Annotated in this window: 16 protein-coding genes; 13 read left to right on the top strand and 3 right to left on the bottom strand. The window is 43.0% G+C overall.

The features are described 5' to 3' along the window. The first annotated feature begins 29 nt into the window (after nt 1-29). The 5 genes from LGZ98_RS06320 (at nt 30) to folK (ending at nt 6140) form a co-directional block, all read left to right on the top strand. Nucleotides 30-1742, top strand: a complete 1713-nt coding sequence (locus LGZ98_RS06320; RefSeq protein ID WP_262977842.1) for a dehydrogenase E1 component subunit alpha/beta — start codon at nt 30-32, stop codon at nt 1740-1742. Further along, nucleotides 1688-3343, top strand: coding sequence for a condensation domain-containing protein (locus tag LGZ98_RS06315; RefSeq protein WP_262405106.1), 1656 nt, complete (start codon nt 1688-1690; stop codon nt 3341-3343). The genes LGZ98_RS06320 and LGZ98_RS06315 overlap by 55 nt, the downstream gene beginning before the upstream one ends. A 6-nt stretch (nt 3344-3349) precedes the next feature. After that, nucleotides 3350-4711 (top strand): tetratricopeptide repeat protein, encoded by a 1362-nt coding sequence (locus tag LGZ98_RS06310; protein ID WP_262977841.1) that lies wholly within the window; start codon nt 3350-3352, stop codon nt 4709-4711. Between the two features lie 44 nt (nt 4712-4755). After that, complete coding sequence (locus tag LGZ98_RS06305) at nt 4756-5520, top strand: pteridine reductase (protein WP_205068526.1); 765 nt, start codon at nt 4756-4758, stop codon at nt 5518-5520. Between the two features lie 77 nt (nt 5521-5597). Further along, the gene (folK, locus tag LGZ98_RS06300) at nt 5598-6140 is read left to right on the top strand and encodes a 2-amino-4-hydroxy-6-hydroxymethyldihydropteridine diphosphokinase (protein ID WP_113041094.1); all 543 of its coding nucleotides are present in this window, start codon (nt 5598-5600) and stop codon (nt 6138-6140) included. 224 nt (nt 6141-6364) lie between these two features. On the opposite strand, the gene LGZ98_RS06295 is transcribed toward folK, so the two are convergent. From LGZ98_RS06295 to icd, 3 genes are all read right to left on the bottom strand, one after another. Beyond that, nucleotides 6365-6739, bottom strand: a complete 375-nt coding sequence (locus LGZ98_RS06295; protein WP_113041095.1) for a hypothetical protein — start codon at nt 6737-6739, stop codon at nt 6365-6367. A 3-nt stretch (nt 6740-6742) separates the two neighbouring features. Further along, nucleotides 6743-6916: a hypothetical protein gene (locus LGZ98_RS06290; protein WP_158536481.1), complete on the bottom strand. Its 174-nt coding sequence runs from the start codon at nt 6914-6916 to the stop codon at nt 6743-6745. Between the two features lie 67 nt (nt 6917-6983). Continuing rightward, nucleotides 6984-8237: an NADP-dependent isocitrate dehydrogenase gene (icd, locus tag LGZ98_RS06285; RefSeq protein ID WP_113041096.1), complete on the bottom strand. Its 1254-nt coding sequence runs from the start codon at nt 8235-8237 to the stop codon at nt 6984-6986. A 139-nt stretch (nt 8238-8376) separates the two neighbouring features. Here icd and rluE point away from each other — a divergent pair, with 139 nt between their 5' ends. The 8 genes from rluE to LGZ98_RS06245 all read left to right on the top strand — a co-directional run bounded on the left by rluE (nt 8377) and on the right by LGZ98_RS06245 (nt 16259). Beyond that, entirely contained in the window at nt 8377-9006 is a 630-nt protein-coding gene (gene rluE / locus LGZ98_RS06280; RefSeq protein WP_113041097.1) for a 23S rRNA pseudouridine(2457) synthase RluE, read from the top strand. Next, nucleotides 8999-9448 carry an NUDIX domain-containing protein gene (locus tag LGZ98_RS06275; RefSeq protein WP_113041098.1) on the top strand — a complete coding sequence of 150 codons (450 nt, stop codon included), beginning with the start codon at nt 8999-9001 and terminating at the stop codon, nt 9446-9448. Before rluE ends, LGZ98_RS06275 begins: the two co-directional genes overlap by 8 nt. A gap of 84 nt (nt 9449-9532) precedes the next feature. Next, nucleotides 9533-10636, top strand: coding sequence for a tRNA 2-thiouridine(34) synthase MnmA (gene mnmA / locus LGZ98_RS06270; protein ID WP_113041099.1), 1104 nt, complete (start codon nt 9533-9535; stop codon nt 10634-10636). A 2-nt stretch (nt 10637-10638) separates the two neighbouring features. Next, complete coding sequence (hflD, locus tag LGZ98_RS06265; RefSeq protein WP_112894185.1) at nt 10639-11265, top strand: high frequency lysogenization protein HflD; 627 nt, start codon at nt 10639-10641, stop codon at nt 11263-11265. Nucleotides 11266-11288: 23 nt separating this feature from the next. Continuing rightward, nucleotides 11289-12659: an adenylosuccinate lyase gene (gene purB / locus LGZ98_RS06260; RefSeq protein ID WP_228901143.1), complete on the top strand. Its 1371-nt coding sequence runs from the start codon at nt 11289-11291 to the stop codon at nt 12657-12659. Nucleotides 12660-12902: 243 nt separating this feature from the next. Further along, a complete protein-coding gene (phoP, locus tag LGZ98_RS06255; protein ID WP_011147027.1) occupies nt 12903-13571 on the top strand; it encodes a two-component system response regulator PhoP in 669 nt (222 codons plus the stop codon). Between the two features lie 19 nt (nt 13572-13590). Then, the gene (gene phoQ, locus LGZ98_RS06250; RefSeq protein WP_113041131.1) at nt 13591-15054 is read left to right on the top strand and encodes a two-component system sensor histidine kinase PhoQ; all 1464 of its coding nucleotides are present in this window, start codon (nt 13591-13593) and stop codon (nt 15052-15054) included. Between the two features lie 83 nt (nt 15055-15137). Continuing rightward, nucleotides 15138-16259: a ribosomal protein uL16 3-hydroxylase gene (locus LGZ98_RS06245; RefSeq protein WP_113041101.1), complete on the top strand. Its 1122-nt coding sequence runs from the start codon at nt 15138-15140 to the stop codon at nt 16257-16259. Nucleotides 16260-16410 lie beyond the last annotated feature (151 nt).

Genomic DNA, 16410 nt, shown 5'->3' with positions numbered 1-16410 from the left:
TGAATCACGATGAATGAGGGTTGACGAATATGGACAGCGATATCTTACGGACATCTCTACTAATACGAGAAACGGAAGAAGCATTGTTACGTCTTTATTCCACTGGAGAGCTCCATGGAACAGTGCATACATGCATTGGGCAAGAGTTAACAGGCGCAATAGTATGCAAGTTTCTGAAAAAAAATGACTGGGTATTCTCCAATCATAGATGTCACGGCCACTTTCTTTCACGGACAGGCGATGTTACAGGACTGATCGCAGAGGTGATGGGAAAAGAAACCGGCGTGTGTGGAGGCCGTGGAGGAAGTCAACATCTATGCAAAGAGGGATTTTTTTCTAACGGGATTCAAGGCGGGATCTTACCGGTAGCAACCGGGGCAGCTTTCGCCAAGAAGTTACGCCATGATAATTCCATCTCAATAGCGTTTATCGGAGATGGCACTCTCGGAGAGGGTGTCGTATATGAAGTATTAAATATCGCAGCAAAGTGGGATCTACCACTATTGATCGTGTTAGAAAACAATCAATACGCACAATCTACTCATATATCAGAAACATTATCAGGCAGCATAAGCAAACGCGCACAGGCTTTTGGAATGAGATATGCGAAATCTGATGTTTGGAATTGGGAACATCTGATAGCTGAGACAGAAGAGCTGATAAATTATACTAGAAACCAAAGGCACCCCGCTTTTCTACAAATCGATACTTACCGTCTCAAAGCTCACTCCAAAGGAGACGATCTAAGAAACATAGATGAAATCGAACACTTTAATACTATCGATCCCATCAATGTCATTCTGCGTGAGCATGCTGCTGAATTGGAGACAGAAGTCGCCAGAGTTCAAGAAAGAGTAAATGACGCAATAAGAAAGGCAAAACAGGCTCGCTCATCACCGTTTTACAGCGCTGAAACACAATTGCAATCGAGATCTTCCACATTTCATCCTCTACCCAGCCAAGGGTCTAAGATTCGGCTATCCCGTGCAATCAATAAGGCATTTTTGGAAATCATGGAACTGGATAAAAATATCCTGTTCATAGGAGAAGACGTGAAAGCGCCTTATGGCGGCGCATTTAAGATATCCGATGGCCTATCCGATAGCTTTCCCGGACAAGTCATAAATACCCCCATTTCCGAAAGCGCTATTGTCGGCATCGGATGTGGGCTCGCCATGCATGGATATTGTCCTTTTGTGGAAATCATGTTCGGCGACTTCTTGACTTTAGCGTTTGACCAAATATTGAATCACGCAGCCAAGTTCAGGGACATGTACAACGATCAGGTGAAAGTTCCATTAGTGATCCGGACACCAATGGGCGCTGGCCGCGGTTACGGACCTACCCATAGTCAAACTCTGGAAAAGCATTTCATGGGAATACCAGGTCTGACGATACTGGCAATTAACAATCTTATCGATCCGGCAATAGTCTATAAAACACTTGCAAAACAGGAGGAAGGTCCTGTCCTTCTTATTGAAAATAAAATCCTCTATACCAAGAGCATTCGAAATGCTCCATTGGGGTTCACAAGCTATGCCTCTGACGATCCATTCCCAGCGGTCGTTGTAAGCCCTCTGTCAACAAACGTCGACGTTGTAATCTTCGGTTATGGTGGGCTGAGCGATCTACTGGTGGATGTAGCAGAAGAACTTTTCGTAGAACACGATGTGATTGCTCAAGTTATCTGCCCACTCCAGATATATCCGAATACGCATATATCCTTTCCCCGACAAATTTAAAATTAGCTGACGATATCAGCAATATTTGGCAATCACAGCTTGAATGCCAAGTAGTGAATCCATCGGACAATTTCTTCAAACTCGGCGGTGACTCGATGAAGGCTGCCCACACGATATCGCAAGTCGCGGCTCATATTGCCGTTGCTGTACCTCTGCGATTGCTTTTCGAAAACCCCACCCTTCAAAAATTCACCCAGCAAATTATACAGTTGATTGATGAAACACCACAAAACATTGACGATCTTTTACCTGCGTCGCCGGATAACTACGCTACACTCTCTCTTCAACAAGAGAGATTACTCAAATTATGCGCTGATGGAGATCCCTCTGACTATAACCTTTTCCGCGCTTATCGGCTCACTGGTCATCTCGATAGAGAGGCATTAAGGCAAGCACTACATCACCTAACAAAACGACACGAAATCCTTCGTAGTCGATTCGATTGGACCACCGCTTCATTTATTGGGTACTTTGAAGAAGATGCCGATCTGCCAATTGAGATAATTGACCTTTCTGCAATAGCCAAAGAAGGTCAAGACGAACAATTGATGTCCGCCTTACAACGTAATTCACAATGTATCTGGAATGTAGGCGACTGGCTGTTTCACGTAAGCCTGATTCTTCTCAAAGCAGACGAGCAGGTTTTAACACTCTGTCTACATCACTTGATTGCAGATGGTGAGTCTATTCGAATTCTCGCTGCCGAATTATCAACTTTCTATGCCCATGCGTACGGTGACAAATCAGTCGCTTTGCCAAAAGATCTACAACGACAATATCGCCACTATGCTAACTGGCAACAACAATATATCCGTGATGTATCTGTAAAACGTCAAATAAGTTACTGGAAACATAAAATGGAAGGTGCACCTTCCCTACTCGCTCTCCCTATATGCAATCAATCAGAAATCTATCAAACAAGATGTTCCGCATCAGAAGTGTTTCAGATCCCACAAGAGATTGGTGTCCTTGAATTCAGCCGCCATATAGGAGCCACACCCTATACGATTCTTATGTCAGCTTGGGCAATTGTTCTTTCCCATTATTCATCCCAACAAGAAGTCGTTATTGGCACTGCGGCGGACAACAGACAACCGGAATATGGAAACAACCTCGGTTTCTTTGCAAACAATTGGGCTGCACGCATATTCGTTGAAGATACACAAGAATTCACATTACTGACTGAATCGATACGCCGAATCACTCTGGATGCAAAGGATAATATTGATTGGCCTTTCGGCACGATTGCCGATGCACTCGCGCCTCCTGAAAAACCCAAAGTACGATCACGCATCTTTCAGGTCATGTTAATCATGCTTCCCAACGCAAAATTGACCTTACGAAACATCGAGATCATACCCGTGAACTTAGATATAGGGCGTGGCAGAGAACCTTTTGACGGTACAGTTTTAGATATGACGCTATGGATATCTGTAGAGCATGAAAATATATGTGCAAAGCTAGTATATAACGTTGATCTCTTTCAAGAGAAAACAGTGAAATCCATAGTTCGATCATTCACAGCAGTCCTTCGGAAAGCATGCTCGGAGAGCAGTATTACGCTGCTTAAACTTAAAGATACTTGTGAAACCATTGAGTAATCAAGCATGATACCAGCACAAGAATTACACCGATTAGCACACGAAGCATTAAATCGTCAAGATTTCGAACACTGCGCCAAATATTGTTACACACAGCTCAAGGCTGCAAATGAACCGTATTGTCTGCAAGATGAAATCACTCTAGATTGTATTTATATGCTACTGTTTATACATGACATTTATAATCAACAATGCCATCTCCCTTTCACTGAGAAATGGACAAGACATGATCTATTCTCCTTGGCAGAAACTTATTATACTAAGAAAATATCACTTGATACGCATATTAAGCTGAAAGTTCTCAAAGGAAAGTACCTCGCCAATACAAAATCATCACAAGCAGCAATCTTGGCGATACAAGATGCAATCATTTTGGCTGAAAACAGTTGTACCCCCTATATCAAAGCCCTTGCATTAGCTGAATTAGGCCACAAAACCATGAAAATCAGCCTTAAGCACGGGAGAGAATTGATCCGGCAAGCCCACGATATCCTGCATCAAAGTCCAATAAGTCATGAACTGTCATTGGAAAACCAAAGGTATATCCATTTTATTTCTTCGATACATGGAGTTTGCGAGTTCGATTTTGGAAACTACGAAGCAGCTATGAAACATCTGTCCAGAGTTTACGAGTCAAGCCTGCAACTCGGCATCAAATTCGACATTTCCATCTTCTGCAACTACCTAGCACAAGTCCATATCAGTCTAGGAGATTATGAAACCGCTGAGTCGCTTCTACTCAGCAGCCTTGAATATTTCATCCCTGAGAAAACGCCACACGCATGGAATGCGAATAATCGCGCACTCCTTGGCAAGGTCTATATGGAGTGGGGAAAATATGACAAGGCACGTGAACACCTCATAACAGGGTGGAAAGAGAGCAGATTGGCTCGCAACTTACCTTTAATAACGCTTGTCAGAAATTACTATGCAGAATTTCTTTTACAACGAGAAAGTAGTCCGTCCAAACAAAATATCTCCTTGGCCGAAGAAATCTTGCAGGAAAATATCTCTGAAGCACACCAAGCAGGAATATATCGTAGCAAAATTCTTTCGTTATCGCTTATGGGACAAATTTCCCTCAGCCGAAATGACTTTGACGCTGCCAAAAAATATAGCCAATCTGCTATTGATATGCTCATTCGCATGGGATGGCTACCCGCTCTCCGTACACAGGAGATCTACATGAACCACTATACCGTAGCAATCAGCTGTGGAGATATGGAGCAGGAAAAATACTGGTTATCAGAAGCTTATAATGTGGTAATGAGTATAGCTCGTCGTATTCTTGATGATACCAGACGCCTTTCATTTTTGAATCGGGTAAAAATCAATGAAATGATTGTTCACAAATATATGGAAACTTAATTTATCTGTATTCGTGAGATCTACTTTAATGACGGAAAATCAATATGAAAAATGAACATTCTACATCAATGCGAAAGCGACGAGTTGCACTGATCACGGGGGCTGCCAGAAGATTAGGCGCTGTTATCGCAAAAACATTGCATGCTGAGGGATTCAATATAGTGGCACACTGTAATACATCCCAATTAGAGGCCAACGAACTCGTTCAGGAATTAAATTCGATACGAGCCCACTCTACAATATCCGTGCAAGCCGATTTGAGTGATTTACGCAATTGTGAACCCGTCATAAATGCAACAATAAGCGAATGGGGACAATTGGATATATTAGTCAATAATGCCTCAACCTATTACCCAACAGAAATTGGATCTGTTTCCCATAGCCAATGGAATGATTTGGTCGATATTAACCTAAAAATACCGTTTTTTCTGATCCAAACTGCCATGCCTTGGCTGCATCAGGTTCGTGGGAACATAGTCAATATTGTAGATATCAATGCTCAGCGTCCTCTAAAAGGATATCCTGTCTATTGTGCTGCAAAAGCGGGCCTTGCACTACTCACAGAAGCACTCGCTTTAGAGTTAGCCCCAAATATCCGGGTGAATGGCGTCGCTCCGGGAACGATCATGTGGCCTGAAAAGAGTAATAAATTGGATGATAGCGAAAAACTCACTACTTTGAAAAAAATCCCCCTTGGCCGAATTGGTGATGGCAAAGACATCGCTGAGGCGGTACGATTTCTTGCAATTTCAGAGTATGTTACAGGTCACATCATCAGGATCGATGGCGGTGCAATACTTTCCAGATAAAAATTCCACTCTAGCAACATACGGTTTCATGATGGAATAAGTGTCAGGTAATTTAATTTTTTGCGAGTAAATATGATATGAAGCACGAAAAAGTCATAGCAGCAGTGGCAATTGGAAGTAATCTTAGTCAGCCTTATTACAACTTGTTAGCAGCAGAAAATTATTTGCTGGCATTGAGGGAAAGTACAAACTTCCGATTTAGTCCGATATATAAAACAGCACCGATTGACAGTACAGGGGCGCCAGACTACTTGAATGCCGTTGTTGTCTTTGAGACATCGCTCCCACCGGTAGTTTTGCTCACCGAGTTGCTAAGTATTGAAACTCTCAACGGCAGAAAACGCTCGTTTGTCAATGCGCCTCGAACGCTGGATCTTGATTTACTCTTATACGGGGATAAGATTATATCTACGGAGAACCTGATTGTTCCTCATCCGAGGTTTCATAAGCGCTTCTTTGTTTTGACACCACTCAATGACTTATTACCTGAAACACAACATCCACTCCTTAAAGCATCGATTAATGAACTTGAGCAAAGATTGCAAACACTTTATGAAAAAGAAAAATACATATCTCATTTCGACCAAACATTTCGATCTGTTTCTACTAACATTCATTAGAAAAGGGGCAAAAACAACACATTGTTATCAATCAAATTTCTGTGTATTAACATAAATGATTCATAAATATGGTTTCATCATAATTGGTTATTAGAGCAAAGAAATTCAACACAGCTCAGACCGTTTCAGTGTGAGCTGGAAAACACCTTAGCAAAAGGCAATGAAAAAGGGAGGAAATAATGGATAGAAGAATGAGTTAGCAGTAACTTGCAAGAGGTTGCAAGTTACTGGATAACAGCCGCCGCCTTAAAAATATATTCTTTGAATAGCAACGCCAGCGCCGCAGCAACAATAAACCATTGAAGTCGATCAAATTTACCTTCAAGTTTATCAAAACGTTTATCTATGGATTCAATACGCTTATCCATAACATCGAAGCGTTTATCAATAGATTCAAAGCGTCTATCTATTAATTCGAATTGCTTATCAATAGATTCAAAGCGTTTATCAAGTGATGCAAAGTTAACTTCGGTCTCACGGCGCAGATTATCAACATTTTCCTGAGTTGCAAGATGTTGCATATTCTGCCCTCGATGTAAGAGAGCATTCAGTACATCACTCGTGTTAAACTCTATTTTTTTATCATCTGAGCCACTCATTTTTTACTCCCTTTCCCTATTAGACAGAACGAATATTAATCTCAGTATATACCTGTTATCTTTCAAGTTGCCTCTTTGTTGGCTGCACTCGCTCACCCCGGTCACATAGTTACCTATGCTCCCGGGGATTCTCTCCCTTGCCGTCGCGATGCATCTTGAAATCCATAGGGTATACACTCACTGGCAAAATTTAGAAAACCCCACGGAAGCATTAACTACCGTGAAGCTTTCGTAAGATGACAGATTACATATGCTGAATAATCGCGTCACCAAATTCACTGCATTTCAGCAGCTTAGCGCCTTCCATCAGACGTTCGAAATCATAAGTCACGGTCTTCGCCGCGATCGCGCCTTCCATACCTTTCACGATCAGATCTGCGGCTTCTGTCCACCCCATGTGACGCAGCATCATTTCAGCGGAAAGAATCACAGAACCTGGATTCACCTTATCCTGACCGGCATATTTAGGTGCTGTACCATGAGTCGCTTCAAACAGAGCACATTCATCACCGATGTTTGCTCCCGGAGCGATACCAATACCACCAACCTGAGCAGCTAGTGCATCAGAAATATAGTCACCATTCAGGTTCATACAGGCGATAACATCATATTCAGCAGGGCGCAACAGAATCTGTTGTAAAAACGCATCTGCGATGACATCTTTGACAATGATCTCTTTACCGTTTTTCGGATTCTTAATTTTCACCCAAGGACCGCCATCCAACAGTTCACCGCCGAACTCTTCACGAGCAAGCTGATAACCCCAGTCTTTGAAAGCACCTTCGGTGAACTTCATAATGTTGCCTTTGTGAACCAGAGTGACAGATTCACGGTCATTATCAATTGCGTATTCGATGGCAGCACGAACTAAGCGTTTAGTGCCCTCTTCAGAACAGGGTTTCACACCGATACCACATTGCTGTGGGAAACGGATTTTATTTACGCCCATCTCTTCTTGCAGGAATTTGATCACTTTATCCGCTTCGGCAGACCCCGCTTTCCATTCAATACCGGCGTAAATATCTTCCGCGTTTTCACGGAAAATAACCATATCGGTCAATTCAGGTTGTTTGACCGGGCTTGGCGTTCCCTGGTAATAACGAATAGGACGAAGGCAAACATACAGATCTAATTGCTGGCGCAATGCTACGTTCAGAGAACGAATACCGCCACCAACCGGCGTCGTCAGAGGACCTTTAATGGCGACGCGATATTCACGGATCAGATCCAACGTTTCATCCGGCAACCAAACATCTTTACCGTATACATGAGTCGATTTTTCACCGGTGTAGATTTCCATCCAGGAAATTTTACGCTCACCCTGATAGGCTTTCTGAACCGCTGCATCAACAACTTTCAACATTGCAGGGGTAACATCGACACCAATCCCATCCCCTTCGATATAAGGGATGACCGGGTTATTCGGAACAACCAGTTTACCTTTAGCGTCGACTGTTATTTTTTTACCTTCCGCCGGAATAACTACTTTGCTTTCCATTAACCTCTCCTTTCAAGTAAGCGTAATACCTTGTTAATTTTTTGTAAGGGACGTGTCAATACTACTTGAATATTCTGCGAACGCCAATTGATAGCAGACTAATGTATAATACCCCTTCCATTTTATTCAGTGATCTATAATGACAAATTTCGCTATTAAAAAACACAAACTTAACCGATTCAGCCAAAGAAAAATATCGCATTCTGTCAAAAAACCAACAGTACCTCGTCGAGTGTTGATATTTAACAAACCCTATGATGTTTTACCCCAATTCACTGATGAAATGGGCAGAACAACGTTAAAAGATTTTATCCCGTTCCCTAATGTGTATGCTGCCGGGCGTTTAGATCGTGACAGTGAAGGATTATTAATTCTGACGAATGACGGTAAACTTCAAGCACAGCTAACCCAACCGAATAAAAAAACAGCCAAAGTTTATTATGTGCAAGTTGAAGGCGTTCCAGATGAAATCTCTCTCGATAAGTTACGCAATGGCATCATATTAAAAGATGGGCCTACCCTACCCGCAGGTGTCGAGTTAGTTCATGAACCGACATGGCTTTGGAATCGCCATCCACCGATTCGTGAACGTAAAAATATTCCGGTAAGCTGGTTAAAAATAACACTTTATGAAGGCCGAAATCGTCAAGTGCGCAGAATGACAGCACATATCGGTTTTCCTACACTTCGGCTGATTCGTTTTAGTATGGGAAACTTACAATTAGGCAAGATGAAACCCGGAGAATGGAAGGAGATCAATTTTGTTTAGCCCCCACATCACAGTTGCCTGTGTTGTCCATGCCCAGAATAAATTCCTGGTAGTTGAAGAGACAATTAATGGCAAAGCAGTATGGAATCAACCCGCTGGTCATCTTGAAGCGGGTGAAACATTGTTACAAGCGGCGGAACGCGAATTATGGGAAGAAGCCGGTATTCAGGCTAAGCCGCAAGCACTGCTGAAAGTTCATCAGTGGGTTGCACCAGACGGCACCCCCTTTATCCGTTTTCTGTTTCTGGTTGAAATGGAACAACAAACCGTAACCCATCCACAAGACCATGATATTGACAGTTGCCATTGGGTTACAGCAGAGCAAATATTCAGTAGCCATTATCTTCGTTCTCCACTCGTCGCAGAAAGTATTCGCTGTTACCTGCAAAACGAAAAGCATCCTGTCACCCTACTGGATAGTTATGTTTCTCCGTTTATTTAATAACAAAACAGTGATACGTTTGATGCACCCCGATTTGCAACGTGTTAAAGTACGGCGCTTGTTTTTTTCTCCAGTGAGATTCCCATGTCAGATAACAGCCAGAAAAAAGTCATTGTCGGCATGTCCGGCGGTGTAGATTCCTCCGTTTCCGCCTATTTGCTACAACAGCAAGGTTATCAAGTGGCTGGCTTGTTCATGAAGAATTGGGAAGAAGATGATGATGAAGAGTACTGTTCAGCCGCGACTGATCTGGCTGATGCCCAATCCGTTTGCGATAAGTTGGGCATCGAACTTCATACCGTCAACTTTGCTGCCGAATATTGGGATAATGTTTTCGAACATTTTCTTTCTGAATATAGAGCAGGCAGAACACCTAACCCAGATATTCTATGTAACAAAGAAATTAAGTTTAAAGCATTTCTGGAATTTGCTGCTGAGGATTTAGGCGCGGATTATATCGCAACAGGTCATTATGTTCGCCGCAGAGATATTAACGGTAAAAACCAATTATTACGTGGGCTAGATAACAATAAAGACCAAAGCTACTTCTTATACACGTTGAGCCACCAGCAAATTGCTCAAAGCCTATTTCCGGTCGGTGAACTGGAAAAACCGGAGGTCCGTCGTATTGCTGAAAAAATTGGTCTGGTGACGGCAAAGAAAAAAGATTCCACCGGTATCTGTTTTATTGGCGAGCGCAAATTCCGTGACTTCCTTGGCCGTTATTTACCAGCCAAACCAGGCCCGATTATGACAGTAGATGGAGAATCCCTTGGTGAACATCAGGGGCTGATGTACCACACGCTGGGTCAACGTAAAGGTCTGGGAATCGGTGGAACGAAAGAAGGCAGCGAAGAGCCGTGGTATGTCATAGATAAAGACGTTCAGAACAACATCCTGATCGTGGCACAGGGGCATGAACACCCCCGTTTAATGTCTACCGGCCTTATTGCTCAGCAACTTCACTGGGTTGACAGACAGACATTAACTGAAGAAATCCATTGCGTCGTCAAAACACGTTATCGTCAGCAAGATATTCCTTGCACTGTCACCCCCATAAACGAAGATAAAATAGAAGTCCGTTTTGCTAACCCTGTCGCCGCAGTCACCCCCGGCCAATCAGCCGTCTTTTATCAGGGTGAAATTTGTCTTGGCGGTGGAGTGATCGAACAACGTTTGCAGGAGTAATTGTGGCAAAGAATTATTACAACATTACACTAGCGCTGGCGGGAATTTGCCAGTCAGGTCGCTTGGTACAACAACTTTCTCATGAAAACCAGTGTGATACTGATGCTGTTGCCACTATGGTTAATAGCATTTTAAACACCAACCCGGCATCTGTTTTAGATGTGTTCGGCAATCATGAACGCAATCTGAAAATTGGTCTGAACGCAATGCTAGGGATGTTTAATAGCTCTAACAATGGTATTTCTGCCGATCTCACCCGCTATATCTTGAGTCTGATAGCATTGGAGCGCCGGCTAATTAAAAATCAGGCAGCTTCCGATGCATTGGGTAACCGTATCAGTTTACTAGAACGTCAACAGGCATATTTCGAACCCATGTCAGAAGGGATGTTCAATGCGCTGGCCGGTATTTATGTCGATGTTATCAGCCCATTAGGCCCACGAATCCAAGTAACTGGTTCCCCTGATATTCTGCGCAATCCACTTGTACAAGCGAAAGTCCGGGCTATTCTACTGGCTGGCGTCCGTTGTGCGGTCTTATGGCAACAAGTTGGCGGTGGTCGCTTGCAATTAATGTTTTCTCGTCAACGCCTGATCCAACAGGCGAAAGATATTCTTTCTCATTGTTAAATAAAATCCGGGAGTTGCTACCAATGGAATTATCCTCACTGACTGCTGTTTCTCCAATCGATGGCCGTTACGGCGATAAAGTCAGCGCATTACGTACCATTTTTAGTGAGTTTGGCTTACTGAAATTCCGCGTGCAGGTTGAAGTACGTTGGCTGCAAAAACTGGCAGAATGTGCTGAAATTAAAGAAGTTCCCGCTTTTGATACAGACGCAAACGCTTACCTGAATGAAATTATCGCAAATTTCAATGAGCAGGATGCAATGCGTATTAAAACTATCGAACGCACCACTAATCACGATGTCAAAGCAGTGGAATATTTTCTGAAAGAGAAAGTTGCGCATGTTCCTGCACTACATCAAGTTTCTGAGTTTATTCACTTTGCCTGTACTTCTGAAGATATTAACAATCTAGCTTATGCGCTGATGCTACAAACAGCCCGTGAAGAGGTACTTTTACCCCAATGGCGCCAGATGATTGATACCATCAAAAAAATGGCGAGTGAATATCGAGACTTACCCCTGTTATCTCGCACTCACGGCCAACCCGCCACACCTTCCACGGTTGGTAAAGAGTTTGCCAATGTTGCTCATCGAATGGAACGCCAGTATCGTCAACTGGAACAAGCCGAAATACTCGGCAAAATTAATGGCGCCGTGGGTAACTATAATGCCCATATAGCCGCTTACCCACAGGTTGATTGGCATCAGTTTAGTGAAACTTTTGTGACTTCACTTGGCATCACATGGAATCCATACACGACCCAAATCGAACCCCATGATTATATTGCTGAATTGTTCGATACCATCGCCCGTTTCAACACGATTCTGATCGATTTTGACCGTGACATTTGGGGTTACATCGCACTTAACCATTTCAAACAGAAAACGGTTGCCGGTGAAATCGGTTCTTCCACTATGCCACACAAAGTCAATCCAATTGATTTTGAAAACTCGGAAGGCAATTTGGGGCTGGCAAATGCGGTATTTAGTCATCTGGCAAGCAAGTTACCGATTTCCCGTTGGCAACGAGATCTGACTGATTCAACCGTATTACGCAACCTTGGTGTTGGCCTGGGATATGCTCTGATCGCTTATCAAGCTACGATGAAAGGCTTAAATAAGTTAGAAGTCAATGAGCAACACCTACTGGATGAGCTAGATCAAAACTGGGAAGTGCTTGCTGAACCTATCCAGACAGTAATGCGTCGCTATGGTATCGAAAAGCCTTATGAAAAACTCAAAGAACTTACCCGTGGCAAACGCGTCAATGGTGAAGGAATGAAAACCTTTATCGATGGGCTGGATTTACCGGAAGAAGAGAAAATACGACTGAAAGCCATGACGCCGGCAAATTATATTGGCCGTGCAATTACACTGGTTGATGAATTGAAGTAGTTGATATTCAACAGACGGATAAAACATCCGTCTGTTGCTATCCTTATATAAACCAATCCCAAACATACTTTAAAGTTATATTCTCTATTTCCACTTAACGTCTTGCTGTTACAGATCCATGTATCTAACATATTCAGCCAGAACCATGACATTGAATTTTTTACCGGCAGTTTTGTCTATATAACAATCCAAATGAATTGATTATTACAATAACTGCCTGCTGGAGTTGAGAAGGATTATTCCATGCGGATATTGATCGTTGAAGACAACATGTTACTGCGTCACCATTTAACGGTACAGCTTCGCGACACCGGTCATCTAGTTGATGCCGCTGCAAACGCCAAAGAAGCCGATTACTATCTGGTCGAGAGCGAACCCGATATTGCCATTGTTGATCTTGGTTTGCCCGGAGAAGATGGTTTGAGTTTGATCCGTCGCTGGCGCCAAAAAGATGAAAAACTCCCCATTCTTGTTTTGACCGCCCGCGAAAGCTGGCAAGAAAAAGTCACGGTTCTTGATGCAGGAGCAGATGATTATGTTACCAAGCCCTTTCATCTTGAGGAAATTATTGCCCGTATGCAGGCACTCCTACGCCGTAATAATGGGCTGGTTTCTCAGATTATTGAATTCCCACCTTTCAAAATTGATCTGTCACGCAAGGAATTTACAGTTTACGGAGAGAGCGTCAAACTAACGGCGTTTGAATACCGAATCATTGAAATACTGATGTGTAATAGCGACAAAGTTGTCACTAAAGAGTCATTAATGCGCCAATTATATCCCGATGCTGAACTACGCGAAGGTCACTCCATCGATGTCTTAATCGGCCGACTAAGAAAAAAAATATTAGATATTTGGCCTTATGAAGCTATCGTGACTGTCCGGGGCCAAGGCTATCGCTTTGATGTGTAAAACTTTCATGGGTAAAAAAGTGCTTAAGCACAAAAAGCAGCCTTTCTCACTCCGTACCCGGTTTTTAATGGCAACGGCTGCGGTTATTCTTGCTCTTACCATGTCTTACGGTATTGTTGCCATTGTCGGTTACCTGGTCAGTTTTGATAAAACCGCTTATACACTGCTACGCAGTCAGAGTAATCTATTTTTCAGCCTTGCTCAGTGGAATAACAATCAGCTGGATATTTCAGTCCCCCCCAATTTCACACTGAATAACCCATCATTGGTTCTGATTTATAACAACAAAGGTACCATCCTCTGGCGTCAACACCATATCCCAAAAGTCGAAAACTCTATTCCTAGTGAATGGTTAAAAGAAGACGGTTTATATGAACTGGATACTGATCTAAAAAGCAGCCGGGATTTGCTAAAAAACTCGGCTAACACACAAGGACAATTAGGTAAACTTAATTCACTTGACGAAAATGAAGATAATGAGCTAACTCACTCCGTTTCTGTCAACAGATATAGTGCGACAGCTCATTTGCCAGCGTTGACGATTGTAGTCATTGATACCATTCCACAGGATTTACAAAAAACGGTTCTGGTGTGGGAATGGTTCGGTTATGTATTGATTGCCAATCTTATTCTGGTTATCCCATTAATCTGGCTGGCAGCACACTGGAGTTTACGGCCAATTAAATCGCTTATTCATCAGATCAGTTCATTAGAAAAAGGTGAACGGGAAAAACTGGATGAAAATCCACCGACAGAGCTGCGGGGGCTAGTTCGTAACCTTAATGTGTTGCTCAATAATGAACGCAATCGCTATACAAAATACCGAACAACACTGGCTGATCTGACACACAGCTTGAAAACGCCACTGGCTGTTTTACAATCAACTCTCCGTTCTTTGCGTGACAGCAAACAAATGACTATTCAACAGGCAGAACCCATCATGCTTGAGCAAATTGGCCGTATTTCTCAGCAGATAGGCTATTATCTGCATCGTGCCAGTATGCGCAGTGAACACAGCACTATTATGCGGAAAGTCTCTTCTGTTCCTGCTTTACTAGATAGCCTGTGCAGCGCTTTAACAAAAGTTTATCAGCGTAAAGGTGTCAGTCTCACGTTAGATGTCTCACCGGAAATCACCTGGCTTGGTGAGAAAAATGACTTTATGGAAGTCATGGGTAATGTGCTGGAAAACGCTTGTAAGTACTGCCTTAAATTTGTTGAGATCTCTGTGGCGATTGATCACGATTCGGTAATGATTATTGTCGATGACGATGGTCCAGGGGTGCCAATTGAAAAATGGGACATGATTTTCCAGCGAGGTCAACGTGTTGATACTTTAAAGCCTGGTCAAGGGCTTGGATTGTCAATTGCTTCTGAAATTATCGAACAATATAAAGGCGATATCAGTATCAGTGACAGTCCACTTGGTGGTGCCAGAATTTGCGTTATGTTCCGATGCCAGCAAATTAATGACGATGATTAGTTAAATATGCCAGTGTAGTCTGATACTGAGTTTAACTATTCGTTATAATACCCTGAAATTCACTTCACACTCAGGATGTCACTATGGACTATCAGTTGAATCTGGACTGGCAGGCATTTTTGCATAATCATTGGCAAAAACGGCCTTTACTGATTAAACAAGGCTTCCGTCAATTCATTGATCCCCTTACTCCCGATGAACTCGCGGGGCTGGCTATGGAAAATGAAGTTGACTGCCGTCTGGTCAGCCAGAAAAATGGCCGTTGGGATGTCTCTCATGGTCCATTCGAAAGTTACGATCATTTAGGTGAAAAAGAGTGGTCACTGCTGGTACAAGCGGTTAATCACTGGCACCATCCTTCCGCCGCATTAATGCAACCATTCCGCGTATTATCTGACTGGCGGATAGATGATCTGATGGTCTCCTTCTCCGTTCCCGGTGGTGGTGTTGGTCCGCATCTAGATCAATACGATGTGTTTATCATTCAAGGAATGGGCCGCCGTCGCTGGCGCGTTGGGGAAAAGCTACCAATGGAACAACGCTGCCCTCACCCCGATCTATTACAGGTCGATCCCTTTAATGCCGTTATTGACGAAGAGATGGAACCAGGTGATATTCTCTATATCCCACCAGGATTTCCTCATGAAGGTTATTCCATCGAAGATTCACTAAATTATTCAGTTGGTTTCCGCGCCCCCAATTCCCGTGAACTGTTCAGTAGCTTCGCCGATTATGTACTGGCTAGTGATTTAGGCAGCTATCGTTATAGCGATCCCGATCTGACTTTCCGCGAAAATCCGGCGCTGGTCCAACCGCATGAACTATCAGCGCTACACACCATGATGAACGAGTTATTAGCACAGCCTGACACTTTCCAGCAATGGTTTGGTGAATTCATCTCTCAGTCACGGCATGAACTTGATATTGCTCCACCAGAGCCACCTTATGAAAGTGATGAAATTTATGAATTAATGAAACAAGGTGAAAATCTCCACCGCCTTAACGGATTACGGGTTATCAGGGTTGGTGATCAATGCTTTGTTAACGGTGAATTAATAGATACACCTCATATTAAAGCGGCTGATGTTCTTTGCTGCCATTATCAAATTAATGCAGAAATGCTTGGTGAAGCGATAGATGATGTTCGTTTTATCAGACTGCTCACTGCATTGGTCAATAGTGGTTACTGGTACTTTAATGATTGATACCTCACCTCAAGAGGTTAATTTCAATAAGGTTGATTTTCTCCCCACTAAATCACAAGTGATTATAGTGGGGGGTTCTTAAGTTCGCTTCGATCTCAATTAGCATTCAGGAAGGAGAATTCCGCACAGTTTGTTAAGAACTTGTCGTGCC

Source organism: Photorhabdus kayaii (genome assembly GCF_025384895.1).
GTDB classification, from domain to species: Bacteria; Pseudomonadota; Gammaproteobacteria; order Enterobacterales; family Enterobacteriaceae; genus Photorhabdus; species Photorhabdus kayaii.
Note: the sequence above shows the minus strand (reverse complement) of the source record. Positions and strands in the feature narration are given on the sequence as shown.

Bases quoted from the DNA above. Each gene is read 5' to 3' on its own strand.
- LGZ98_RS06320 (WP_262977842.1), top strand. From the start codon at position 30: ATGGACAGCGATATCTTACGGACATCTCTACTAATACGAGAAACGGAA.
- LGZ98_RS06310 (WP_262977841.1), top strand. From the start codon at position 3,350: ATGATACCAGCACAAGAATTACACCGATTAGCACACGAAGCATTAAAT.
- LGZ98_RS06305 (WP_205068526.1), top strand. From the start codon at position 4,756: ATGAAAAATGAACATTCTACATCAATGCGAAAGCGACGAGTTGCACTG.
- folK (WP_113041094.1), top strand. From the start codon at position 5,598: ATGAAGCACGAAAAAGTCATAGCAGCAGTGGCAATTGGAAGTAATCTT.
- LGZ98_RS06295 (WP_113041095.1), bottom strand. From the start codon at position 6,739: ATGAGTGGCTCAGATGATAAAAAAATAGAGTTTAACACGAGTGATGTA.
- icd (WP_113041096.1), bottom strand. From the start codon at position 8,237: ATGGAAAGCAAAGTAGTTATTCCGGCGGAAGGTAAAAAAATAACAGTC.
- rluE (WP_113041097.1), top strand. From the start codon at position 8,377: ATGACAAATTTCGCTATTAAAAAACACAAACTTAACCGATTCAGCCAA.
- mnmA (WP_113041099.1), top strand. From the start codon at position 9,533: ATGTCAGATAACAGCCAGAAAAAAGTCATTGTCGGCATGTCCGGCGGT.
- purB (WP_228901143.1), top strand. From the start codon at position 11,289: ATGGAATTATCCTCACTGACTGCTGTTTCTCCAATCGATGGCCGTTAC.
- phoP (WP_011147027.1), top strand. From the start codon at position 12,903: ATGCGGATATTGATCGTTGAAGACAACATGTTACTGCGTCACCATTTA.
- LGZ98_RS06245 (WP_113041101.1), top strand. From the start codon at position 15,138: ATGGACTATCAGTTGAATCTGGACTGGCAGGCATTTTTGCATAATCAT.